This is a genomic window from Marinobacter sp. bablab_jr003 (genome assembly GCF_016464245.1).
Classification (GTDB): Bacteria; Pseudomonadota; Gammaproteobacteria; order Pseudomonadales; family Oleiphilaceae; genus Marinobacter; species Marinobacter vinifirmus.
This window is the reverse complement of sequence record NZ_JADARC010000119.1, coordinates 79,701-103,332: the sequence shown is the minus strand read 5'-3', so window position 1 is coordinate 103,332 and position 23,632 is coordinate 79,701. Positions and strand designations below refer to the sequence as shown.

Sequence of the window (23,632 nt, the reverse complement as noted above, 5' to 3'; positions counted from 1 at the left end):
CCTCAGCCCCGGTCTGCCGGGGCAACAGCCTCATCACGCCACACCTCGACCCGGTTGCGGCCGTTGGTCTTGGCGGCATACAGGGCTTCGTCGGCACGGCGCACCAGCTCCTGGCTACCCGCGCCGATGGCCGGGCGCATGGTGGCCACACCCACGCTGATGGTCAGCTCCACCGGTGTACCACCCTGCCCGGAAGGGACGGGTTTGCCCGCCACGGCCTGGCGCATGCGCTCAGCCACCTGGCGGGCACCTTCGCCGTCTGTCGCCGGTAACAACACCGCAAACTCTTCCCCGCCATAGCGGGCTACCAGGTCGCTGGCGCGCAGAATCTCGCCCTGCAGGGTTGCTGCCAGCGAGACCAGGCAATCATCACCCACCAGGTGGCCAAAGCTGTCATTCACCTTTTTGAAGTGGTCGATATCCAGCATCAGCAGGCTCAGCTCCTGGTCGTGGCGCATGGCCCGGTTCCACTCGATGTCCAGCTTGTCGTCAAAGCGCCGCCGGTTGGCGACCCGGGTCAGGCCATCGGTCAGGCTCATGGAGCGTAGCTGGTCGTTTGCCTGCTCCAGCTCCTCGGTGCGCTCCCGAACCCGGGTTTCGAGCATCAGGTTGGCTTCCCGCTGGATCTCCAGGGCATGCTCCTGGGCTTCCTGCCGGCGCCGGCGCTCCAGGTTGATGCGATAGGCCAGCGCCAGTGACAACACCACCACCTCGATAGCCACACCCACCTGGGGTGCTACCTCCATGGCCCGGTTGCTGGGAATCAACCCAAGCTTGGCCAACGCCAGTAACAGGTGGGCAATCAGCAGCGGTGTCCAGGCCACCACATAGAAACCGGCCAATACCTGCCCGCGCCGCCACACCAGCACACCCACCGCCCACGCCGCTGCCGTCACGAAGGCCGCCAGGGTGCTGATCAGGGCAATGGCGTACTGATAGGAACCCAGCAATCCGTAACCGATGGCGAACAGGCAGGCCATCAGCAATACCTGGAGTAACCGGTCAGCGCCCCGGCTGTATTGCCGCACCGACAGGAATTTCATGGTGAACACCAGGGCCAGCGACAGCCCCAGGGGAACCATAACAGCGGTCAGATACTGGTTGACCACCGGCAGGTCCGGCCAGAACCACTGGAACAGCAAGCCGTTGAAATTCAGCTGAACCAGGCCGGCACTCAGCACCGTGAGGACGTACCACAGATAAGTCGGGTAGCGAACAATGGCGAACAGAAACAGGTTGTACAGGGCCAGCGCCACCACAACACCAACGAACATGGCTTGCCAGCCATAGGCAATCTGCTCGTAGGCGAGGAATTCGGCCGACGGTGTGACTTTCACCGGTATCTGGATGGAACCCTGGGTTTTCACCCGCACCCAGGCGGTCACCGGTTCGGTATTGGAAGGCACCAGGAACACGAAGGTACGATGCTCTATCGGGCGGGAACGGAACGGCAGGGTATCGCCGGTATGCCAGGTTTCAACGATATTCCCGGCCTGCTCCCAATAAACAGATACTTCATCAAGCAGGGGATAGCCTACCTGCAGCAGCCGGTTACGGGGCTCGGGCGGAACCTCGACACGCAACCAGAAGGTACCGTCACTGAACCCGAGGTTCAGTACCGTATCGGCCTCGTGGGCCTGCCAGCGCTCCTTTGGCAGGCTGCGCACTCCGTCGATACCCAGTGAACCATCCGGCACCTCCAGCCATTGGAATCCCACTGGATCTGCCTGCGCTCCACCAGCACCCAGTGCCAGGAAAAGGCACAAAATGATTTGCAGAACAGCAGCGGAAAAGCCTTTCATTCAGGTTCGGAGTCCCGGTTGGTACGGTCAGGTATACTCTTCAGTCTAACTCGAAACCGGCACCGGATCCCTTATCATTAGGGGATAGATCAGCACTACCACCCGCGAGGACAGCATGTCAGAACGAAAACGCCCTATAGAACCGGGCCGCTACCGGCATTACAAAGGCCAGGATTACGAAGTGATCGGCGTCGCCCGGCACAGCGAAACCGAGGAACCCCTGGTGGTGTACCGCTGCCTGTACGGCGACTACAGCCTGTGGGTAAGGCCCCTGGCCATGTTCCGTGAAACCGTGGAAGTGGCCGGCGAACAGGTACCGCGCTTTGCCCGGGTGGATGCTGACTGACCGTTACACAACCACTTTGACTGATGCGGTCATTTCCTGCACATTAGCGCACTTTTCGTGCCGCCGGTGCCCAAAAAGTGCCGGTAAACCCAATATTCCTACCCGGAGTCTGCCATGAATGCCGTTGTTGCCGCGGTACTGATCATGCTCGTACTGAGCCTGTGCCGCATCCACGTTGTCGTTGCCCTGATCATCGGTGCCATTTCCGGTGGCCTGGTGGCCGGAATGTCCCTTGAAGACACCATCAATGCCTTCAACTCCGGCCTCGGTGGCGGCGCAACCGTGGCGTTGTCCTACGCCACCCTGGGCGCCTTCGCGGTCGCCATCGGCAAATCCGGCCTGGCCCACGCCCTGGCCGACAAAGCCCTGGCCATGGTAGGCCGCCAGGATGAAGGCGGCGCGGCCACCGGCATCCGCTTCATGATCATCGGCCTGCTGCTGGCCGTCGCCATTTCGTCCCAGAACATCCTGCCCATCCACATCGCCTTTATTCCCCTGGTGGTGCCACCGTTGCTGTTTGTCATGGCCAAGCTGCACATGGACCGCCGGCTGGTGGCCTGTGTACTCACCTTCGGCCTGATTACCCCGTACATGTTCCTGCCGGTAGGCTTCGGTGGTATCTACCTGAATGAAATCCTGCTCGCCAACGTGGCCGACAACGGCGTAGACGCCAGCGAACTGAACGTCATGTCCGCCATGGCCCTGCCAGCCCTGGGTATGTTCATCGGCCTGCTGATCGCGGTGTTCTTCAGCTACCGGGGTGGCCGTGGCTATGACATGAAGCTCATCGAACGCACCGAGCGGGTGGATGTGAAATACAGCCCGAAAACCCTGATCATGGCGCTGGTGGCCATTGTGGTGGCGTTTGTGGTTCAGCTCTGGCTGGGCTCCATGATCCTGGGTGCGCTGGCCGGCTTTGTGCTGTTCAACATTTCCGGTGTGGTGAAGTGGAAAGAAGCCGATGACCTGTTCACCGAGGGCATGAAGATGCTGGCGATGATCGGCTTCATCATGATCGCCGCCAACGGCTTTGCCGAAGTGATGCGGGAAACCGGCGAAATCAAGAGCCTGGTAGAGGGCTCGGTTGCCGCCATCGGCGAGAACAAGGCCCTGGCCGCACTGCTGATGCTGGTGGTGGGCTTGCTGATTACCATGGGTATCGGTTCGTCGTTCTCCACCATTCCCATCATCGCCGCCCTGTACGTGCCGCTGGCCCTGCAACTGGGCTTCAGCCCCCTGGCCATCGTTGCCCTGGTCGGCACCGCCGGTGCCCTGGGTGATGCGGGTTCACCCGCCTCTGATTCGACCCTTGGGCCCACTGCCGGCCTGAATGTGGACGGCCAGCACAACCACATCTGGGATACTGTGGTGCCTACGTTCCTGCACTACAACCTGCCGTTGCTCGCCTTCGGGTGGTTGGCCGCGATGGTGCTCTGACGCCGTTTTTGGAGCTTGCCGTCCTGATCGTAGCCTGCCTGTTTGGGGGGCATATTCTTGATCGTAGCCTGCTGGTTTTGGGGGCTGCGATGGGGTGGGTCAGGTTTTTTCCCTTGGAAATGCAACTCGCTGCGCTCAGACATCCATTTCCGGCGGAAAAAAACCTGACCCACCCCCTCACGTCGTACCAATGAGGGGTACGGAAGGAAAAGAAGAAAAAAGAGAAAAAGAGAAAGGAAATGTTGAAGAAGCTGGGGAGCTAGAAGGTCTGAGAAAGAGAGACCAAGATTAGCGACTCACTGAAAAAGTAACAACCCCGCCAGATTTCTCCTGAAAAACCAGAACACTTGAAAAAGCCAAACCCTAAACAAACGATTTCCGTGCAGTTTGGCTTAGAGGGTACGGGGGTGCTTTTCTGCAGGGAAAAAGATGTCTGAGCGAAGCGAGTTGTTTTTCCCGGAAGAAAAGCACCCCCGTGGCCTCTAACCCCCCAAAACCGGCAGGCTAGGGCCAGGGCCAGACCTACTCACCAGAGCCAGAGTCGGAATCGGAGCCAGATTTAAAGAACACCACCTGTTTGACGGTATGGTCATCGGTGTTGCCCTTTTTGTTTACCCGCGTTTCGATTTCCGGGGCCTCGGGCTGGGGCTGGTCGGACAACGCATCGGTGTAGCCGCAAGCCACGCATTCGCGAACCTGGTCGCCGGCGTCGGTGGTGAACATGGTAATTTTGTCCATCTCGGCGCAGCGGGGGCACACGGCGCCGGCGATGAAGCGTTTCGGACTTGCCATAATGTTACTCCAGAAGAACACCCGGTTGCCGAATACGACAACCGAGGTGGATTGTATCAGGCAGCTTCGTCCGTGATGCCGGTTTGTTTCAGCAGGGCATCCACCTGCGGTTCGCGGCCCCGGAAGGCTTTGAACAGTTCCATGGGCTCCTGCGAGCCGCCTTTTTCCAGGATGTTGTGCAGGAAGGCCTGGCCAGTTTCCGGGTCGAAGATGCCTTTCTCTTCGAACAGGGAGAACGCATCCGCCGCCAGCACTTCCGCCCACTTGTAGCTGTAGTAGCCCGCGGCGTAACCGCCGGCGAAGATGTGGGAGAAGCCGTTGGGGAAGCGGTTAAATTCCGGCGACTGCACCACTGCGATGTCTTCGCGCACCTTGCGGTGCATGTCCAGCGGGTTGGTGGGGGCTTCGTCGGTGAATTCCGCATGCAGGCGGAAGTCGAACAGCGAGAATTCGAGCTGGCGCACCATGCCCATGCCGGACTGGAAGTTCTTGGCCGCCAGCAATTTCTGCAGCAGGTCTTCCGGCAGCAGTTCGCCGGTTTCGTGGTGGCTGGCGATCAGGGCCAGGGATTCCGGGTTCCAGCACCAGTTTTCCAGGAACTGGCTGGGCAATTCCACCGCATCCCAGGCCACGCCGTTGATGCCGGATACATCCATCACCTCCACCTGCGTGAGCATGTGGTGCAGGCCGTGGCCGAATTCGTGGAACAGGGTGGTGACTTCGTCGTGGGTCAGCAGCGACGGCTTGCCATCCACCGGCGGGGTGAAGTTACAGGTCAGGAACGCCACCGGCAGCTGCAGCTTGCCGCGCATATCGCGCCAGCGCACCCGGCAGTCGGCCATCCAGGCTCCGCCACGCTTGCCCTGACGGGCGAACAGGTCCAGGTAGAACCAGGCGATGGGCTGGCCGTTGCGGCTGATGCAGTAGGCCTTGGCGTCTTCATGCCAGGTTTCGACGTCTGCGTGCTCTTCAATCTGCACATCAAACAACTTCTCCGCCACCCGGAACAGGCCCGGCACCACCTTATCCACCGGGAACCAGGGCCGCAGGGTTTCCGGGGAGATGTCGTACTGCTTCTGGCGCAGCTTCTCGCTGTAATAGCCGATGTCCCAGGCCTGCAAGTCGTCCACGCCGTACTCGTCTTTCACAAACGCCTTCAGCTCGGCAATTTCCTTCTCCGCCTGCGGCTTGGACTTGGCCGCCAGCTGATTCAGGAACTCCAGAACCTCGTCGGTAGTCCGGGCCATCTTGGTGGCCAGGGAACGCTCCGCATAGTTATCAAAACCCAGCAGTTGGGCCAGGGCATGACGACGCTTGAGGATCTCCGCCATCACCGGCGTGTTGTCCCACGTGGCCGCATCCGGGCCCTGATCGGAGGCGCGGGTGACAAAGGCCTCGTACACCTCCCGGCGCAGTTCCCGGTTATTGCAGTAAGTCATCACCGGGTAGAAGCTCGGGAAATCCAGGGTAATCACATAACCATCCAGCTCCTTCTGCCGGGCGGCCTGCTTCGCGCCTTCAATAGCCGTCTCCGGCAGGCCGGATAACTGGTCTACATCGGTAATATGCTTGAACCAGTGCTGGGTAGCATCCAGCACGTTGTCGCTGAACTTGTTAGACAACTCCGCCAGCTCCCGGGACAGATCCGCATAACGCTTCTTCTTGTCCTCCGGAAGATCCACACCACCCAGACGGAAATCCCGCAGGATATTTTCAATGGACTTGCGCTGGGGCTCACTCAGTTCCTTGAAATCGTCCCGTGCAGCCAGCTTCTTGTAGGCCTCGCACAGGGCATCATTCTGGCTCACTTCCGTGCTGTACTCAGTCAGCTTCTCCAGGCAGTTCTTGTACACCTTGCGCAGGTCGTCGTTGTTCATCACACCATTAAGATGGGAAATCACCGACCAGGCGCTACTGAGCTTGTTCTCCAGCGCCTGCATGGGCTGGGCGAGGGTGTCCCAGGTGAGATCATCCTGCTGCGCCAGCTCCTGAATTTTCACGCGGTTTTCGCTGAGAATCTGGTCAATCGCCGTTTCCATGTGCTCGGTGCGGATGTGACCAAATTTCGGTAACAAATCATCTGTCAAAAGCGGGTTATTCATAGGTCCCCTTCTCAGCTGTCCGGGTTTAGGTTACTTTCAGGCAACTCCAATGCTTGGGGGAGTCTTTGGGAGGAGGGCTTTCCAAAAATTTGCGGAGCCATGGATGGCGGAGCAGAAACGCCACATGGGCTCAGCCGAGCGCTGATGAAGCGAAGCTTCATGCGACAGCTGAGCGACCGCAATCTGTGATTGCGGGCCGGACCCCGAAGGGGTGCCGCAGGAGCGGTTTTTGGAAAGCCCTCCTCCCAAAGACTCCTTCCCCTCAATTCGAGGCCAGTCAAAAGGTATATGTAATGGCAAATGTACGAACTCACAAGGGTACCACACCACAATTTGGCGAGCGGACCTGGGTAGACGAGAGTGCAGTAGTGATCGGAGACGTACAAATGGGCGAAGACTGCTCCGTCTGGCCCATGACCGTCATCCGCGGCGACATGCACAAAATCCGCATCGGCGACCGCTGCAGCATCCAGGACGGCTCCGTACTGCACATCACCCACGCCAGCGACTTCAACCCCGGCGGTTGGTCGCTGATCCTCGGTGACGACGTCACCGTCGGCCACAAAGCCCTGCTGCACGGCTGCACCATCGGCAGCCGCGTACTCGTCGGCATGGGCTGCACCGTCATGGATGGTGCCGTAGTAGAAGACGAAGTCATCATCGGAGCCGGCACCCTGGTACCGCCGGGCAAACGACTGGAATCCGGTTACCTGTACGTGGGCTCGCCGTGCAAGCAGGCCCGGGCGCTGAGCGAGAAGGAAAAAACGTTCTTCAAATACACTGCAGCTAACTATGTGAAACTGAAAGACGAATACCTGAACGCCTCCGAATAACGCCTCATCAGTCGTTACGCAGCTCGTCGATCACGGGGGCGGTCTCCGGCCGCACCCCACGCCATACATAAAACGATTCTGCTGCCTGCTCCACCAGCATGCCCAGCCCGTCATACACCCGGGTAGCACCGTTGTCCTGTGCCCACTGGTTGAAGGTGGTGGTCTGCAGGGAATACATCATGTCATACACCACCGTGTTGCCCCCCAGAATCGACGCCGGCACCGGCGGCAGGTCACCCTGAAGGCTGGCGCTGGTGCCGTTGATCACCAGGTCAAACGCTCCGGTTGCCTGTTCAAAGCCGCAGGCAAAGAGTTCGGTATCACCGGCTTCAGCGGCAAACAGCCGTACCAGCGCCTCGGCCTTGGCCACGGTGCGATTAGCGATGGTCAGGCTGGCGGGCGCTTCCGCCAGAACCGGCCCAAGCACGCCCCGCACGGCACCGCCGGCACCCAATACCAGGATTCGCAGGCCTTTGAGGGCCACGCCGTGGTTGCGGGTGAGGTCCCGCACCAGGCCAACACCGTCGGTGTTGTCAGCCACCAGGGCATCGTCGGCATCCAGGTACAGGGTGTTGGCGGCGCCGGCTTTTTCCGCCCGTGGTGTGCGGTGTTCTGCCTGGGTCCAGGCCTGTTCCTTGAACGGTACGGTTACGTTCAGGCCTCTGCCGCCACGCTCGAAAAAGTGCCGTACCGTACCGGAAAAGTCCTCCAGCGGTGCCTGTATCGCGGTGTACTCCACCGGCTCGCCGGTCTGGCTGGCAAACAGGCTGTGAATACGGGGGGATTTACTGTGGCTGATGGGGTTGCCCACCACCGCATAGAGTTCATTCGTCATCGCTTTGCTCCAGCCAGTTCCGTCCGGTCAGGAAATAATCCGTCAAACGCGCCTCTTCGCTGCCCGGCTCCGGCTTCCGGTCGTAGTCCCAACGCACCAGCGGCGGCAGTGACATCAGGATAGACTCGGTGCGCCCGCCGGACTGCAACCCGAACAGGGTGCCCCGGTCGTACACCAGGTTGAACTCCACATAGCGACCACGGCGGTAAAGCTGGAATTCCCGCTCCCGCTCGCCCCAGGGGGTGTCCATCCGGCGCCTGACAATCGGCTCGTAAGCCTCTATGTAACTGTCGCCCACCGCCTGCATAAAGGCAAAGTCCTGCTCGAAGTTTCCGGTGTTGTAGTCATCGAAGAACAGGCCGCCCACGCCCCGGGGCTCCTGGCGGTGCTTCAGGTAGAAATAGTCGTCGCACCACTGCCTGAACTTCGGGTACACCTCGTCGCCGAACGGCTGGCAGGCGTTACGGGCCGTCTGGTGCCAGTGCACGCAATCGTCATCAAAACCGTAGTAGGGGGTCAGGTCGTAGCCGCCGCCAAACCAGTACACCGGCTCGCCGTCTTTCGGGGTGGCAATGAAAAAGCGCACGTTAGCGTGGGAGGTCGGCACATAGGGGTTCTCCGGGTGTATCACCAGTGATACACCCATGGCCTGCCAGGGAGCACCGGCCAGGTGCGGGCGATGCGCCGTGGCAGAAGCCGGCATGGTATCGCCCATCACATGGGAAAAGTTCACCCCGCCTTTTTCGATCACACCGCCATCGGCCATCACCCGGCTGATACCACCGCCACCCTCCGGCCGGTCCCAGCTGTCACGAATGAAGGAAGCGCGGCCATCCACCGCCTCCAGCCGCTGGCAGATGCGATCCTGAAGGCTCAGAAGGTATTCTTTTACGGCCCGGGTATCCGGCTGCTGTGACATGCTTGCTCCTAACGAAACTGTTTTCCGGTAACGATATCAATAATCCGGCTGGGTTTGCGGTTGCCGCCCAGGGCGCCGGGCACGATGCGGTCGAGCTGATTGCCGAAATAGCGGCGCACCTGCCAGATGTTGCGGGCCGGCTGGCGGCCAGCCGGGTTGCAGGAAGTCGACACCAGCGGCATGCCGGTGGCCTCGCACAGGTCGCGAACCACCGGGTGGTCACTCACGCGCACGGCAATGGTGCTGTGCCGGCCGCGAACCCAGTCCGGGATCTGTTCCAGCACATCCGGCACCAGGCAGGTGATCGGCCCGGGCCAGTGTTGCTCGGCTTCCCATTGCAACACCCGGGGCAGGGGATCCAGCAGGAAGCGTACCTGCTCCACCGAGGCGGCCACCAGGATCATGCCCTTTTCCATGGGCCGCTGCTTGAGCTCCAGGATCCGCTCAACCGCGTCCTGGTTCCAGGGATCGCAGCCCAGGCCCCAGACTGCTTCGGTAGGGTAGGCAATCACGCCGCCGGCCAGCACGGTGCGCCGGGCACAGTGTAATTGCCAGGGGTTCAGGGAAGACTTCGCCGCCATAGTGAAACCGGTCAATCCACACAGATTATGGGTGATGATGCACCGGTCAGCCGGCCCTCAGGTAGCCTCCCGGAGCCGAATGGGCCAGCCCTTCCAGTTCCAGTAACAACAGGGACTGCATCAGCTGGTCCGCTGGCAGGCCGGTGAGCTGGCCCAGTGCATCGGTAGATTGCGGATCATACCCCAAAGCCTCGAACACCGCGATTTCCCGGCTATCCAAACCGGCCAGCACCGGCCCTTTATCCACAGCCTCCCCAGCCTCCGGTTGCGCCTGCATGGACCACCAGGTGCCCAGCTCCTCCAGGATGTCATCAGCGGTTTCCACCAGCCGGGCCCCCTGTTTGATCAACTGGTGGCAGCCCCGGGCTACCGGGCTGTGCACCGAACCGGGAATGGCGAACACTTCCCGGCCCTGTTCCAGCGCGGTACGGGCCGTAATCAGCGAACCGCTCTTCAGGCTGGCCTCCACCACCAGCACACCCCGGCTAAGGCCACTGATAATCCGGTTACGCTGGGGGAAGTAAGCGGCCCGGGCCTGGGTGCCGGGCGGGTATTCCGAGGCAATCAGGCCGTTTTCGGTAATCCGGTGTGCCAGCTGCCGGTGCTGGGCGGGATACAGCCGGTCGAGCCCGCAACCCACCACGGCCACGGTCGGGTGGCCGGCATCCAGGGCACCCGCGTGGGCAGCACCATCAATCCCCAAGGCCAGGCCGCTGGTCACCAGCAAACCCCGCCGGCCCAGCTCGGCAGCGAACTTCCGGGCATGGTCCAGGCCCGTACGGGTGGCATTTCGACTGCCCACCACGCCGATCTGGTCCTGCAGCAACAAGCCGGTATCGCCCAGTGCGTATAGCAGCATGGGCGCATCGTGTATCTGGCGCAGGGCTTCCGGGAAGTGGTCATGGTGCTGGCCGATCAGCCGGATACCGTGCTGCCGGCATTGCGACCGGATTTTCATCAGTTCCGCCAGCACCGGGTGGGACAGGTCTTCGGCTTGCCAGCCATGGATCGCCGACATGGTTTCAGCCGACAGCCCCAGCGCTTTCAGGGTGGCCGGGTTCATCGACAAGACATCGGTCAGGCAGTCGGCATTGGCCAGTACCCGCTCGCGGGCGCGGGTGGCAAAGCGGGGTAACAGGGAAAGCAGCAGCCACTGGTTGTCCAGAGACCGGTCAAGATTCGATACAGACATTTTTTCATCCTTGAAAACAACAATGGCCGGACACTCCGGTCCGGCCATTTTACCTCAGCACACAGGCCTGATCAGGCCCGGGCTCAGGGGTTAACTACCTTGTCGCCCACCGCCAGCGGGCGGGTCGCCTTGAGAATCAGGCCGTAGCTCATCTTCTCGTAGGTCTGGAACACCATCAGCAGGCCAGCACGCTCGGACGGAAGCTCGATGGTTTCATTAGTAACCGGGTCACGCACCAGGTTGCCACTCTTGAGAATGGCCATCACGTTGCCAGGCTTCAGGCCTTCACGCTCACCACGGTTGATCGCTACCACGTTGTACTGGCCAATCTGGTTTACACCACCGTCTACCGAGATCATCACGCCTTCGATGTCCTGATCCGGAGAACTGGGCACAAAGTTGGTGGTCAGGCGACGGTCTTCGCTCACCAGCAGGCGGTCGCCAATGCGCACTTCCTCGCTGGACTTGTTCAGGTTAACCGTCAGGACGTCACCGTCCTCAGCCGCAACGGTACCACGGGCAATGCTGCGGGCTTCCAGGCCCAGGAATTCGCCGGTTTCCGGGTCACGGAACTCCTTGCTGCGGCGGAACACACCCACGCGGTCTGCGGGCTTCTCGCCACGGGCGTAGATCTTGTCGCCGGCACCGGTAATGATGCGGCTGTCTTCACCTTCCAGCACGTAGGGCGCGCTGTTGAGTTCTTCCGGCGACACAATGCGGGTATCGGTCAGGAAGCTGGCAATGGCGTCCAGCGGGATGGCAGGAATGGGAGTATCGATGGCTTCAGAGCGCACCTGGGGCGACAGCTTCACCACATCGCTGGTGGCTACCTTGGTGATGCGTGGCTTGCCGTCGATATACACCAGTGCCAGGCGATCGCCCGGGTAGATCAGATGAGGGTTGGCAACCTGCGGGTTCACATGCCAGATTTCCGGCCAGTACCAGGGGTTATTCAGAAATCGCCCTGAAATGTCCCAAAGGGTATCCCCTTTAACGACAGTGTAACGCTCAGGATGATCAGCCCTGAACTCGGGTTCTGCATGGGCCCAGGAGGTAAACAGCAGCGCCGTGGCTGCCAGAGCGTACAACAGTTTCCTCATTGTCTGTATCCTTGATCGCGTGCCTAGAATCTATACGTTAGGTAATGCCGCTGCGGTAGGCCGGCAGCTTATTACGTTGTTATTCCCGTTACTATAGAAGAAGTCTGGCGATTTGTGATGTTATCTTTTGTTCTTCCAGTGAATTCTTTGGTTTCCCTGAAAGATTTTAGCTATCGACTGATCAGTTTGTACTCAATCGGTAATTTATCGGATAATACAGGCCAAGACGTTACTTCATGATAGGTTCATGAAGAAATTTTGCGCAGACCGCTGTCGCATTTCAGAGAAGCCAAGGCACTATGATTCTAGAAATTCTTGAGTATCCGGATCCCCGTCTTCGCACCATCGCCAAGCCGGTGAATGAGGTGACCGACGAAATCCGCACCCTGATCGACGATATGTTCGAGACCATGTACGATGCCCGCGGCATCGGCCTGGCGGCTACCCAGGTAGACGTACACAAGCAGATCATCGTGATGGACCTGTCCGAAGACAAGAGCGAGCCCCGGGTATTCATCAACCCGAAGGTGGAAGTGCTGGACGGAGACCTGGAAGCCATGCAGGAAGGCTGCCTGTCGGTACCAGGCTTCTACGAAGACGTGAAGCGTATCGAACACTGCCGGATTACCGCCAAAGACCGTAACGGCGAAGAGTTCGTCCTTGAAGCCGAAGGCCTGCTGGCCGTGTGTATCCAGCATGAAATGGACCACCTGAACGGCAAACTGTTTGTGGATTACCTCAGCTCGCTCAAGCGCAACCGCATTCGCAAGAAGCTGGAAAAGCTGCACAAGCAGAGCGCCTGAGACAATGGCTGAAGCATCGCCAGCGCAGAACTGAATTCAGACCGGGTTACGACCCGGTTTTTTCGTATCAACGACACAGAGAAGCAACCACCGTGCGCATTGTTTTTGCCGGAACACCGGATTTTGCCGCCATAGCCCTGAAGGCCCTGCTGGAAGCCGGCCATAATGTGGTGGGCGTATACAGCCAGCCCGACCGCCCTGCTGGCCGTGGCCGCAAACTCATGCCCAGCCCGGTCAAACAGGTGGCGCTGGATGCCGGCATTCCCGTGTTCCAGCCGGTCAGCCTGAAGCCCGAAGAGGCCCAACAGGAGCTGGCGGCACTGCAACCGGATGTGATGATCGTCGCCGCCTATGGCCTGATCCTGCCCAAAGCCGTGCTGGAGATCCCGACCCACGGTTGCCTGAACATCCACGCCTCCCTGTTGCCGCGCTGGCGCGGTGCCGCTCCGATCCAGCGGGCCATTGCCGCCGGCGATGCCGAAACCGGTATTACCATCATGCAGATGGATGAAGGCCTGGACACCGGTGCCATGCTGCTGAAAGTGAGCACTCCGATAAACGCCGACGACACCGGCGGCAGCCTGCACGACCGACTTGCCGGCATGGGCGGCGAAGCCATCGTGGACGCACTGGCCCGGCTGGCACAAGGGGAGCTGACCGGTGAGCCCCAGAACGATGCCGACGCCAACTACGCCCACAAGCTGTCCAAGGAAGAAGGCCACATCGACTGGAGCCGCAGCGCCACCGACATCGAACGACTGATCCGCGCCTTCAACCCCTGGCCCGGCACCTTTACCGACCTGGGCGAACAACGCATCCGCATTCACCGGGCATCTGCGCTGGAGCAGGGCAGCGGCAAAGCCCCCGGCACGGTACTGAGCCGGGAGCGGGATAGCGTTGAGGTGGCCTGCGGCACCGGCAGCCTGAAAATCACCTCGGTCCAGATGCCGGGCAGCAAGGCCCAGAGCATCAACGACCTGATCAACGGCGGCAAGCAAGTACTGTTGCCCGGCCAGGAGCTGAACTGACCATGGCCTACCAGCCCCTGCCGTTTCGTGCCGTCGCCGCCAACGTGTTGCTGGCGGTAGAAAACGGCCAGTCATTAACCCAATGCCTGCCGCCGGCCCTGAACCAGTTGCCGCCGGAACAACGGCCCCAGCTGCAAGCCATCTGCTATGGCACCTGCCGCTGGTTTCACCGGCTTGACGGCGAGCTGAACCAGCGCCTGAAAAAGCCCCTGCGCAAACCGGACCGGGTGATTCACCACCTGATGCTGGTGGCCCTGTTCCAGCTGAGATTCAGCGAACAAGCCACCTACGCGGTGTTGAACGAAACCGTGGAAGCCTGCCGGGCGCTGGACAAGCCGCACCTGACCGGACTGGTCAACGGCGTACTGCGGGCGGCCGAAAGGGAAGGGGCGCCGGAGCCGAACGACGACAGCAGCCGCTACAGCCACCCGGTGTGGATGGTGGAAAAGCTGCGCCACAACTGGCCGGAAGACTGGCAGGCCATTCTGGACGCCAACAACACCCAGGCCCCCATGACCCTGCGGGTCAATGCCCTGCGTTTCCGCCGTGAGGAATACCTGGATTTGCTGGCCGAGGCCGGTATCGAGGCCAAGCCAACCCGTTTTGCGCCCCACGGCATTCAGCTGGAACGCCCGGTACCGGTCGAGCGCCTGCCCTGGTTCGAAGATGGTGGTGCCAGCGTTCAGGACGAAGCCGCCCAGCTGTGCACCACCATGCTGGACCTGCAACCCGGCCAGCGGGTACTGGATGCCTGCGCCGCTCCCGGCGGCAAGACCTGCGCCATCCTGGAAGCCTGTGGCGAACTGGATGAAGTGGTCGCCATCGACGAATCCGCCGAGCGCCTGCCCCGGGTCCAGGAAAACCTCGACCGGCTCGACCTGCACGCTACCCTGACCCAGGCCGATGCCGCCGATATCGACAGCTGGTGGGACGGCACCCCGTTCGACCGCATCCTGCTGGACGTACCCTGCAGCGCCACCGGCGTGATCCGCCGGCACCCGGACATCAAACTGCTGCGCCGGGAGTCCGACATTGTGCCCCTGGCCAGCATCCAGCTTGGCCTGCTCGACGCCATGTGGTCTATCCTGAAACCGGGTGGTCGGCTGGTGTATGCCACCTGCTCGGTGTTTCCCCAGGAGAACCACCGTATAATCCAGCGATTCCTCAAGCAGCGGGAACAGGCAACGCTGGTTCAGATCAATGCCGACTGGGGCCGCGACATGGACACCGGGCGCCAGCTGCTACCAGACCCGGACAGCCACGACGGCTTTTTCTATGCCGTGCTGGAGAAACCTGACGCATGAAAATCCTGATTCTCGGCGCCGGCCAGGTGGGCGGCACCCTCGCTGAAAACCTGGCCAACGAAGCCAACGACATCACCGTGGTGGACAACGACAGCGTGCGCCTGCGGGAACTGCAGGACCGGCTGGATATCCGCACCATGCACGGCCGGGCCTCGTACCCCACCATCCTGAAAGATGCCGGCGCCGAAGACGCCGACATGGTGATTGCGGTGACCAACAGCGATGAAACCAACATGGTGGCCTGCCAGGTCACCAAGCTGCTGTACAAAACCCCCACCACCATCTGCCGCGTGCGCGCCGGGGCGTATCTGGGCAAGCAGGAACTGTTCTATAACAAGGACACGGAGAAAGAGCTGGACCGTTTGCGGGGCTTCCCGATTGATGTACTGATCAGCCCGGAACACCTGGTGACCCAGCACATTACCCGGCTGATCGAATATCCCGGCACCCTGCAGGTACTGGAATTCTCAAAGGGCCAGGCAAGGCTGGTAGCCATTCGGGCGACCCAGGGTGGCCCGCTGGTCGGGCGGGAGCTGTCTTACCTGCGCACCCACATGCCCAAGATCGACACCCGGGTAGCGGCCATCTTCCGCAAAGACCGCGCCATCATGCCCCAGGGCGACACGGTGATCGAAGACGGCGACGAGGTGTTCTTCATTGCCGCCGCCGACCACATCCGCTCGGTGATGAGCGAACTGCAGCCGCTGTCCAAACCCTACAAGCGCATCTTTATCTGTGGTGGCGGCAACATCGGCTACCGCCTGGCCAACACCCTGGAAAGCCGCTACCAGGTCAAGATCCTGGAGCGGGACCACGAGCGCTGTGTGATGCTGTCCGAGCGCCTGCAGAAAACCGTGGTGCTGGAAGGCAATGCCGCCAACAAGGACATCCTGCTGGAGGAAAACATCGAAAGCACCGATGTATTCTGTGCCGTTACCAACGACGACGAAGCCAACATCATGGCGTCGTTGCTGGCCAAGCGCTTGGGTGCCCGCAAGGTACTGACCCTGATCAACAACCCGGACTACGTAGACCTGATCCAGGGCGGCGACATCGACGTGGCGATTTCTCCCCAGCAGACCACCATCGGCAGCCTGCTCACCCACGTGCGCCGTGGCGACGTAGTAAATGTTCACTCACTGCGCCGGGGCGCGGCCGAGGCCATCGAAGCGATTGCCCATGGCGATCACCGGTCCTCCAAGGTGGTGGGCAAGCGGCTGGATGAAATCCACCTGCCGCCGGGCACCACCATCGGGGCCATCGTGCGCCATAACGAAGTGCTGATCGCCCACGACCACCTGCGGGTGCAGCCGGACGACCACGTGATCCTGTTCCTGGTGGACAAATCCCGCATCCGGGATGTCGAAAAACTGTTCCAGGTGGGCCTCACCTTCTTCTGATTGACCCCAGACAAAACAACACCCTGGCTGGCACTTAGAAATGCAGCGCCAGCCAGCGTATAATGCGCGTTTTCATTTTTCGGAGTGCTCCGCAAAGCGGGGCGCCACACACAGACTGACCAGCAGGCAAACGTCGTGACAGACAAGGCAACCAACAACTCCGCGCCGGATATCAAGACCTTCCAGGGTCTGATCCTGGCATTGCAGAATTTCTGGGCGCAGCACGGCTGCGTGGTTCTCCAGCCCCTCGACATGGAAGTGGGCGCCGGTACTTTCCACCCGGCCACTTTCCTGCGCTCCATCGGCCCGGAAACCTGGAACTCCGCCTACGTTCAGCCCAGCCGCCGCCCGACCGACGGCCGCTACGGCGAAAACCCGAACCGCCTGCAGCATTACTACCAGTTCCAGGTAGTGCTTAAGCCGTCACCGGACAACATCCAGGAGCTGTACCTGGACTCCCTGCGTGCCCTGGGCCTGGACCCGCTGGTGCACGACATCCGCTTTGTCGAAGACAACTGGGAATCCCCGACCCTGGGCGCCTGGGGCCTGGGCTGGGAAATCTGGCTGAACGGCATGGAAGTCACCCAGTTCACCTACTTCCAGCAGGTGGGCGGTCTGGAATGCTATCCGGTCACCGGCGAGCTGACCTACGGCCTTGAGCGCATCGCCATGTACATCCAGGGCGTGGACAGCGTGTACGACCTGGTCTGGACCAACGGCCCGGATGGCGTGGTCACCTACGGCGACGTGTTCCACCAGCAAGAGGTGGAGATGTCCACCTACAACTTCGAACACGCCGACACCGAGTTCCTGTTCCACAGCTTCGATGTGTACGAGCGGGAAAGCGCCCGCCTGATCGAAGCCGGCCTGCCGCTGCCCGCCTACGAGCAGGTACTCAAGGCCTCCCACACTTTCAACCTGCTGGATGCCCGCCACGCCATTTCCGTGACCGAGCGCCAGCGTTTCATCCTGCGTGTACGCACCCTGGCACGTTCAGTCGCCCAGGCCTACTTCGAAAGCCGCCGCAAGCTGGGCTTCCCGCTGGCTCCAGAGCATCTCCGCAAGGAAGTACTGGCTGCCGCTGAAGCCGCCGACGCCAAGGCCAGCAAGAAGGGCAAGAAAGCCAACAAGGCACCGCAGGAACAGGGGAACGCATAATCATGGCAACACAGGATTTTCTGGTCGAACTGGGTACCGAGGAACTGCCTCCGAAAGCCCTCAAGCCACTGTCTGACGCCTTCACCCAGGGCATTGTCAAAGGCCTGGAAGAAGCCGGCGTAGAATTCGGTGCCGTGGAAAGCTTCGCGGCCCCCCGCCGCCTGGCCGTGCGCATCCGTAACCTGGCCGATGCCCAGCCCGACAAGGCGGTCGAAAAGCGCGGCCCGGCCGTAAAAGCCGCCTTCGACGACTCCGGCAACCCCACCCGGGCCCTGACCGGTTTTGCCACCTCCCTGGGCATTACCCCGGACCAGCTCGACACCCTGGAAACCGACAAGGGCGCCTGGCTGGTGTACCGCACCGTCGAAAAGGGCAAGCCCACCGTCGAACTGATGCCCGAGCTGGTGGAGAAATCCCTGGCCGCACTGCCCATTCCCAAGCGCATGCGCTGGGGTGCCGGCAAAACCGAATTCGTACGCCCGGTGCACTGGCTGGTGCAGCTTTACGGCAACACCGTGATTGAAACGCCGGTGATGAACCTGAAGCCCGGCAACAAAACCCGCGGCCACCGGTTCCACTGCCCGAAAGAGCTGATTGTGCCGACCCCAGCCGACTACGAAGTGGTGCTGAAGCAGGAAGGCTACGTACTGGCGGACTTCGCCGAGCGCCGCGAGCAGATCCGTGCCGGTGTCAACGCCCTGGCCGAGAAAGAAGCCAACGGCAAGGCCGTGATCGACGAAGACCTGCTGGACGAGGTTACCGCCCTGAACGAATGGCCGGTGCCGCTGATGGGCCGCTTCGAAGACCGCTTCCTGGAAGTGCCGGCCGAAGCGCTGATCTCTTCCATGAAGGAGCACCAGAAGTACTTCCACGTGGTGGATGCCAGCGACAACATGCTGCCGCTGTTCATCACCGTGGCCAACCTGGAAAGTAAAGATCCTTCACAGGTGATCTCCGGTAACGAGAAAGTGATCCGCCCGCGCCTCTCGGATGCCGCCTTCTTTTACGAGACCGACCGCAAGACCAGGCTGGAAGACCGCATCGAGGCCCTCAAGCCCATCGTGTTCCAGGACAAGCTCGGCAGCATTTACGACAAATCCGTGCGGGTAGCGGCGCTGGCGAAGAAGATCGCCGAGGCCATCAACAGCGACCCGGCCCTGGCCGAACGCGCCGCCATGCTGGCCAAGACCGACCTGGTGACCGAAATGGTGCTGGAGTTCACCGACCTTCAGGGCATCATGGGCCAGTACTACGCTGCCAATGACGGTGAGCACGAAGACGTCGCCAAGGCCCTGAACGAGCAGTACATGCCGCGCTTCGCCGGCGACGACCTGCCCACTACCCTGACCGGTTGTGCGGTGGCCATCGCTGACCGTATCGACTCGCTGGTAGGCCTGTTCGGCATCAACCAGCCGCCGTCCGGCACCCGTGACCCGTTCGCCCTGCGCCGGGCTTCCCTGGGTGTGCTGCGCATCATCATCGAGCGCCAGCTGCCACTGGACCTGCAGACCGTATGCGAGTGGGCCGAGCAGAACTTCACCGTGCTGACCGAGAACAACACCGCCAGCACCGTAGTGGACTACATGCTTGACCGCTTCCGCGCCCATTACGACGAGCAGGGCATTGGCGCTGAAGTGTACCTGGCCGTACATGCCCGCCGCCCGACCCGCCCGCTGGACTTCGACCGCCGGGTAAAAGCGGTGGAAGCCTTCCGCCAGCTGCCGGAGGCCCAGGCCCTGGCCGGTGCCAACAAGCGGGTGTCCAACATCCTCACCAAGCAGGGTGGCGACAGCATCGGCGAGGCTGTGGATAACTCACTGCTGCAGGATGCAGCCGAGAAGACCCTGGCCGCCAGGGTAGAAGAGCAGGCGCAGAAAGTATTGCCGCTGTTCGAGCAGGGCGACTACGCCAGCGCGCTGACCTCCCTGGCCAGCCTGCGCGAGCCGGTAGACACCTTCTTTGACGAAGTCATGGTGATGGCAGACGACGAGGCCGTGCGCAACAACCGCCTGGCCCTGCTTAACCGCCTGCGCAACCTGTTCCTGCGGGTAGCCGACATCTCCCTGCTGCCAACCGCAGGCTGAAGGGCGGCTCCGCAGTTGTACGGATAATTTTCCCCAAGGATGGGGGTAGTAAAACGGCCGGCAATCCGTATAATACCGGCCGTTGATCGGCGTGTAGCGCAGCTTGGTAGCGCACTTCGTTCGGGACGAAGGGGTCGGAGGTTCGAATCCTCTCACGCCGACCATTTTCCCTCCTTTTTGTATTTCCAAAGATTGATTCCTTACGGGCTCCACCGCCCGAAGCTCCTGAATTTCTGTATCCTTGATAAGTCTGCTAATGTTCTGCCGTAAGACTGTCGCGGAGGGATACATTGAACAAGGCAACGGAATTCAAGTCCGGCAACTTTTCGTTTTTGTCAGAACACGATGCCTTATTCGTGGAACTGGCCGAATCCGCCGAGCGTGCCTTCGCCAGTGACCCGAACACCACCCTGATCAAACTCCGCCAGCTGGGTGAAGCCCTGGCCCAACACCTGGCCGCGCAGTCCGGTATCGAGTTCGACGAACAAACCAGCCAGTCCGAACTGCTGTACCGCCTGAACCGGGAATTGCGACTAGAACCGCAGATCAAAGAACTGTTTCATATCCTGCGGATTGAAGGCAACAAAGCCACTCACCAGTTCCGCACCCAGCACAAAGAAGCCATGGATGGGCTGAAAGTGGCGCGGGCCCTGGCCATCTGGTTTCACCGCTCCTTTGGCAAAGCCGGTGCCAGCTTCAAGTCCGGCCCCTTTGTACCGCCCGCCGACCCCAGCGCCCAGTTACGCCAGCTTCAGAGCGACATCGAAAAGCTCCGCCACGATCTGCAACACGCCAACATGGCGCTGGACAGCAGCCAGCAGCTCAGCCAGCTGATTGAGAAAGAAAAAGCCGAATACGAAGCCCTGGCGCTCGCCATGGATGAAGAATCCCGCGCTTTGGCGGAACAGGCCCGCCAGCACGAACAAGCCCTGAGCCAACAACAACAAGCCTACGAGCAAAAGATCAAAGCGCTGCAACAACAGCTCACGGAGCAGGGCGAACAAACCGTTAATCAGCAGCGCCAGCAGGTAGCCAAACAGACCAAAGCCGCTACCGACACCCTGGTACTGAACGAAGAACTCACCCGCATCCTCATCGACCAACAACTGCAGGACGCGGGCTGGGAAGCCGACAGCCAGGACATCACCTTCCAGAAAGGCGCCCGCCCGGAGAAAGGCACCTATCGCGCGATTGCCGAATGGCCCACCAATCACAATGGCGAGAAGGGCCGGGCCGATTACGTGCTATTTGCAGGCCTTACGCCCATCGCAGTGGTAGAGGCCAAGAAAGAGAACACCAACGTCGCCGGCAAAATCCGCCAGGCCGAACGTTACAGCAAAGGCTTCAAGGTAGACGCACCCTTAGTCGGCGCCTGGGAATTGATGGGCCGCACCATCGCCTGGCCCGCCGATGAAAGCGGCCATTACCACGTACCCTTCGTGTATTCCTGCAACGGTCGACCCTATATTCCGCAACTGGCGGAACAGTCCGGCACCTGGTTCCGGGATGTGCGCGAGCCCAGCAACCTGCGCCGGGCACTGCCGCTGTTCCACACCCCCGGCGGCCTGCTGGATTTGCTGGAAAGGGACAAGGAAAACGCCGAGAAGTTGTTAAAAGACGAACCCTTCGGCTACCTGAAACTGCGGGATTACCAGCAGAACGCCATTGTCGCCACCGAACACGCCCTGGCCCGTGGCGTTCGCACCGCGCTGCTGGCCATGGCCACCGGCACCGGTAAAACCCGCACCATCATCGGGCTGATGTACCGTTTCCTGAAAGCCGAACGCTTCCACCGCATCCTGTTCCTGGTGGACCGCACCGCACTGGGCCAGCAGGCCATCGACGCCTTCAACGAAGCACCACTGGAGCAGAACCACACCCTCAGCAAGATCTACAACGTGGCCGAGCTGGGCGACATGGCCGCCGAAGCGGAAACCCGCATCCAGGTGGCCACCGTGCAGGCCATGGTCAAACGCATCTTCATGAGCGACAACCCGCCGCCCATCGACCAGTTCGACTGCATCATCATCGACGAAGCCCACCGGGGTTACACCCTGGACCAGGAAATGACCGAAGGCGAACTGGCCCTGCGGGACACCAGCCAGTACCTGTCCAGCTACCGCCGGGTACTGGATTACTTCGATGCGGTGAAAATCGGCCTGACCGCCACCCCGGCCAAGCACACCAGCGAAATCTTCGGCAAACCCGTGTACACATACTCCTACCGGGAAGCCGTGGCGGACGACTGGCTGATCGACCACGAACCACCCATCCGCTACGAAACCCTGCTCAGCCAGAACGGCATTACCTTCGAGAAGGGCAAGCCGGTGGAAGTCATCAACACCCTGACCGGTGAAGTGGACACCACCGAACTGGAAGACGAACTCACCTTCGAGGTGGACACCTTCAACCGCCGGGTGATCAACGAGAACTTCAACCGGGTGATCTGCGAACAGTTGGTGCAGGAACTGGACCCGTTCGGCGACGAGAAAACCATGATTTTCTGCGCCACCGACCTGCATGCGGATATGGTGAAACGCCTGCTGGACGATGCCTTCAAGGATCTCTACAACGGCCGCTACAACGAAGCCGCCGTGGCCAAGATCACCGGCCAGAGCGACAAGGTGGACCAGCTCATCCGCCGCTACAAAAACGAGCGTTATCCCAACATCGCCATCACCGTGGACCTGCTCACCACCGGCATCGACGTACCGCGTATCTGCAACCTGGTATTCATGCGCCGGATACGTTCACGCATCCTGTACGAACAGATGATCGGCCGCGCCACCCGCCGCTGCGACGAGATCGGCAAGACCGTGTTCCGCATCTACGACCCGGTGGACATCTACGCCGCCCTGCAGGATGTGAACACCATGAAGCCCCTGGTTAAAGACCCCAACATCACCCTGGAGCAACTGGTGGGCGAGCTTGCCGACGACGAGCACCTGGAAAAAGCCCTGAACAGCCCCGGTGAACAAGCCGGTGAAAGCCACGCCGATGTGGTGCTCAGCCAGCTCAGCCAGAAACTCATGCGGGTGCTGCGCAAGGCCGACAACAAAGCTGAAAACCGCCCGGCACTGAAACGGAAACTGGACGAACTGCACCAGAGCTGGGGCGTGGAACCCAAATCCCTGCACCAGCACCTGCATAAACTCGGCCCACGGCAGGCCTCGGAATTCATCAAACAACACAGCGGCCTGCTGAACCAGCTTGCCGAGGTGAAGTCCCTGGTGGGCAGCGAATACATGCCGCTGATCTCCGATCACGACGACGAAATCCGAGAACGTATCCAGACCTACGGCGAACACGACAAGCCGGAAGACTACCTGGACAGCTTCAACGAGTTCATCAAACAACAACTCAACCAGTCCGCCGCGCTGGCCGTGGTGGTCAACAAACCCCGGAACCTCACCCGCGAACAGCTACGGGAAGTAAAACTGCTGCTGGACAACCACGGCTACTCCGAAGCCCGCCTGCAAAGCGCCGTGCGCAACCAGACCAACAAAGACATCGCCGCCAGCATCATCGGCTACATCCGCCGCGCCGCCCTGGGCGAGCCGCTGATTCCGTTCGAACAGCGGGTAGCGGAAGCCATGGACCGAATCTACACCCAGCACAGCTGGACCCCAAACCAGCGCAAATGGCTGGAACGCCTGGCCAAGCAACTAGTGCACGAAGTCATCATCGACCGGGAGTTTGTGAACCATCGCTTTGCCGATGACGGCGGAGCCAGGCAGATGGACAAGGTGCTGGGGCAACAGCTGGATACCGTGCTGGAGGAATTGAATGAGGCGATGTGGCCGGAGCGCGCCTGATTCAACCATGTTTACCTGATCGACATAGATCCAATCTTTGTCGATTTTTTCGCCTTTTTTCGACATAGCCCGAATGACATGCATAGAAAACCGGCTTTTCT

18 protein-coding genes and 1 tRNA gene are annotated in these 23,632 nt (G+C 60.8%); 11 read left to right on the top strand and 8 right to left on the bottom strand.

Annotated elements, in window-relative coordinates:
* Positions 1-2: 2 nt before the first annotated feature.
* A complete protein-coding gene (locus H3Z84_RS12705; RefSeq protein WP_323126999.1) occupies positions 3-1,718 on the bottom strand; it encodes a diguanylate cyclase in 1,716 nt (571 codons plus the stop codon).
* Positions 1,719-1,917: 199 nt separating this feature from the next.
* Here H3Z84_RS12705 and H3Z84_RS12700 point away from each other — a divergent pair, with 199 nt between their 5' ends.
* Complete coding sequence (locus H3Z84_RS12700) at positions 1,918-2,148, top strand: DUF1653 domain-containing protein (protein ID WP_058342215.1); 231 nt, start codon at positions 1,918-1,920, stop codon at positions 2,146-2,148.
* A gap of 114 nt (positions 2,149-2,262) precedes the next feature.
* The gene (locus H3Z84_RS12695; RefSeq protein ID WP_199457706.1) at positions 2,263-3,585 is read left to right on the top strand and encodes a Na+/H+ antiporter family protein; all 1,323 of its coding nucleotides are present in this window, start codon (positions 2,263-2,265) and stop codon (positions 3,583-3,585) included.
* A 522-nt stretch (positions 3,586-4,107) separates the two neighbouring features.
* Here H3Z84_RS12695 and H3Z84_RS12690 read toward each other — a convergent pair.
* Both H3Z84_RS12690 and prlC read right to left on the bottom strand, forming a co-directional pair.
* A complete protein-coding gene (locus tag H3Z84_RS12690; protein WP_022990444.1) occupies positions 4,108-4,377 on the bottom strand; it encodes a YheV family putative zinc ribbon protein in 270 nt (89 codons plus the stop codon).
* Between the two features lie 56 nt (positions 4,378-4,433).
* Positions 4,434-6,479, bottom strand: coding sequence for an oligopeptidase A (gene prlC, locus H3Z84_RS12685; RefSeq protein WP_199457705.1), 2,046 nt, complete (start codon positions 6,477-6,479; stop codon positions 4,434-4,436).
* Positions 6,480-6,772: 293 nt separating this feature from the next.
* On the opposite strand from prlC, the gene H3Z84_RS12680 reads away from it, so the two are divergent.
* Positions 6,773-7,312 carry a gamma carbonic anhydrase family protein gene (locus tag H3Z84_RS12680; RefSeq protein ID WP_199457704.1) on the top strand — a complete coding sequence of 180 codons (540 nt, stop codon included), beginning with the start codon at positions 6,773-6,775 and terminating at the stop codon, positions 7,310-7,312.
* Between the two features lie 7 nt (positions 7,313-7,319).
* Here H3Z84_RS12680 and aroE read toward each other — a convergent pair whose 3' ends face one another.
* The 5 genes from aroE to H3Z84_RS12655 all read right to left on the bottom strand — a co-directional run bounded on the left by aroE (position 7,320) and on the right by H3Z84_RS12655 (position 11,939).
* Entirely contained in the window at positions 7,320-8,147 is an 828-nt protein-coding gene (gene aroE, locus H3Z84_RS12675; RefSeq protein WP_199457703.1) for a shikimate dehydrogenase, read from the bottom strand.
* Positions 8,137-9,066: an oxygen-dependent coproporphyrinogen oxidase gene (gene hemF / locus H3Z84_RS12670; protein WP_199457702.1), complete on the bottom strand. Its 930-nt coding sequence runs from the start codon at positions 9,064-9,066 to the stop codon at positions 8,137-8,139. The genes aroE and hemF overlap by 11 nt, the downstream gene beginning before the upstream one ends.
* A gap of 8 nt (positions 9,067-9,074) precedes the next feature.
* Positions 9,075-9,647: an L-threonylcarbamoyladenylate synthase gene (locus H3Z84_RS12665; protein ID WP_022990437.1), complete on the bottom strand. Its 573-nt coding sequence runs from the start codon at positions 9,645-9,647 to the stop codon at positions 9,075-9,077.
* Positions 9,648-9,693: 46 nt separating this feature from the next.
* Positions 9,694-10,839 carry a DNA-processing protein DprA gene (gene dprA, locus H3Z84_RS12660; RefSeq protein ID WP_228285845.1) on the bottom strand — a complete coding sequence of 382 codons (1,146 nt, stop codon included), beginning with the start codon at positions 10,837-10,839 and terminating at the stop codon, positions 9,694-9,696.
* An 83-nt stretch (positions 10,840-10,922) separates the two neighbouring features.
* Complete coding sequence (locus H3Z84_RS12655; protein WP_199457700.1) at positions 10,923-11,939, bottom strand: LysM peptidoglycan-binding domain-containing protein; 1,017 nt, start codon at positions 11,937-11,939, stop codon at positions 10,923-10,925.
* 299 nt (positions 11,940-12,238) lie between these two features.
* On the opposite strand from H3Z84_RS12655, the gene def reads away from it, so the two are divergent.
* From def to hsdR, 8 genes are all read left to right on the top strand, one after another.
* Complete coding sequence (gene def, locus H3Z84_RS12650; protein ID WP_058342206.1) at positions 12,239-12,742, top strand: peptide deformylase; 504 nt, start codon at positions 12,239-12,241, stop codon at positions 12,740-12,742.
* A gap of 92 nt (positions 12,743-12,834) precedes the next feature.
* Positions 12,835-13,770 (top strand): methionyl-tRNA formyltransferase, encoded by a 936-nt coding sequence (gene fmt / locus H3Z84_RS12645; protein WP_199457699.1) that lies wholly within the window; start codon positions 12,835-12,837, stop codon positions 13,768-13,770.
* Between the two features lie 2 nt (positions 13,771-13,772).
* Entirely contained in the window at positions 13,773-15,074 is a 1,302-nt protein-coding gene (gene rsmB, locus H3Z84_RS12640; protein ID WP_199457698.1) for a 16S rRNA (cytosine(967)-C(5))-methyltransferase RsmB, read from the top strand.
* Complete coding sequence (gene trkA, locus H3Z84_RS12635) at positions 15,071-16,474, top strand: Trk system potassium transporter TrkA (protein WP_199457697.1); 1,404 nt, start codon at positions 15,071-15,073, stop codon at positions 16,472-16,474. The genes rsmB and trkA overlap by 4 nt, the downstream gene beginning before the upstream one ends.
* 135 nt (positions 16,475-16,609) lie before the next feature.
* Complete coding sequence (gene glyQ / locus H3Z84_RS12630) at positions 16,610-17,632, top strand: glycine--tRNA ligase subunit alpha (protein WP_022990430.1); 1,023 nt, start codon at positions 16,610-16,612, stop codon at positions 17,630-17,632.
* A 2-nt stretch (positions 17,633-17,634) separates the two neighbouring features.
* A complete protein-coding gene (gene glyS / locus H3Z84_RS12625; protein WP_199457696.1) occupies positions 17,635-19,716 on the top strand; it encodes a glycine--tRNA ligase subunit beta in 2,082 nt (693 codons plus the stop codon).
* 87 nt (positions 19,717-19,803) lie between these two features.
* Positions 19,804-19,880, top strand: a tRNA-Pro gene (locus H3Z84_RS12620).
* A 126-nt stretch (positions 19,881-20,006) separates the two neighbouring features.
* Entirely contained in the window at positions 20,007-23,531 is a 3,525-nt protein-coding gene (hsdR, locus tag H3Z84_RS12615) for a type I restriction-modification system endonuclease (protein ID WP_199457695.1), read from the top strand.
* Positions 23,532-23,632: the final 101 nt, after the last annotated feature.

Bases quoted from the DNA above. Each gene is read 5' to 3' on its own strand.
- H3Z84_RS12700 (WP_058342215.1), top strand. From the start codon at position 1,918: ATGTCAGAACGAAAACGCCCTATAGAACCGGGCCGCTACCGGCATTAC.
- def (WP_058342206.1), top strand. From the start codon at position 12,239: ATGATTCTAGAAATTCTTGAGTATCCGGATCCCCGTCTTCGCACCATC.
- dprA (WP_228285845.1), bottom strand. From the start codon at position 10,839: ATGTCTGTATCGAATCTTGACCGGTCTCTGGACAACCAGTGGCTGCTG.
- rsmB (WP_199457698.1), top strand. From the start codon at position 13,773: ATGGCCTACCAGCCCCTGCCGTTTCGTGCCGTCGCCGCCAACGTGTTG.
- hemF (WP_199457702.1), bottom strand. From the start codon at position 9,066: ATGTCACAGCAGCCGGATACCCGGGCCGTAAAAGAATACCTTCTGAGC.
- H3Z84_RS12695 (WP_199457706.1), top strand. From the start codon at position 2,263: ATGAATGCCGTTGTTGCCGCGGTACTGATCATGCTCGTACTGAGCCTG.
- trkA (WP_199457697.1), top strand. From the start codon at position 15,071: ATGAAAATCCTGATTCTCGGCGCCGGCCAGGTGGGCGGCACCCTCGCT.
- H3Z84_RS12690 (WP_022990444.1), bottom strand. From the start codon at position 4,377: ATGGCAAGTCCGAAACGCTTCATCGCCGGCGCCGTGTGCCCCCGCTGC.
- glyS (WP_199457696.1), top strand. From the start codon at position 17,635: ATGGCAACACAGGATTTTCTGGTCGAACTGGGTACCGAGGAACTGCCT.
- prlC (WP_199457705.1), bottom strand. From the start codon at position 6,479: ATGAATAACCCGCTTTTGACAGATGATTTGTTACCGAAATTTGGTCAC.
- H3Z84_RS12655 (WP_199457700.1), bottom strand. From the start codon at position 11,939: ATGAGGAAACTGTTGTACGCTCTGGCAGCCACGGCGCTGCTGTTTACC.
- H3Z84_RS12680 (WP_199457704.1), top strand. From the start codon at position 6,773: ATGGCAAATGTACGAACTCACAAGGGTACCACACCACAATTTGGCGAG.
- H3Z84_RS12665 (WP_022990437.1), bottom strand. From the start codon at position 9,647: ATGGCGGCGAAGTCTTCCCTGAACCCCTGGCAATTACACTGTGCCCGG.
- aroE (WP_199457703.1), bottom strand. From the start codon at position 8,147: ATGACGAATGAACTCTATGCGGTGGTGGGCAACCCCATCAGCCACAGT.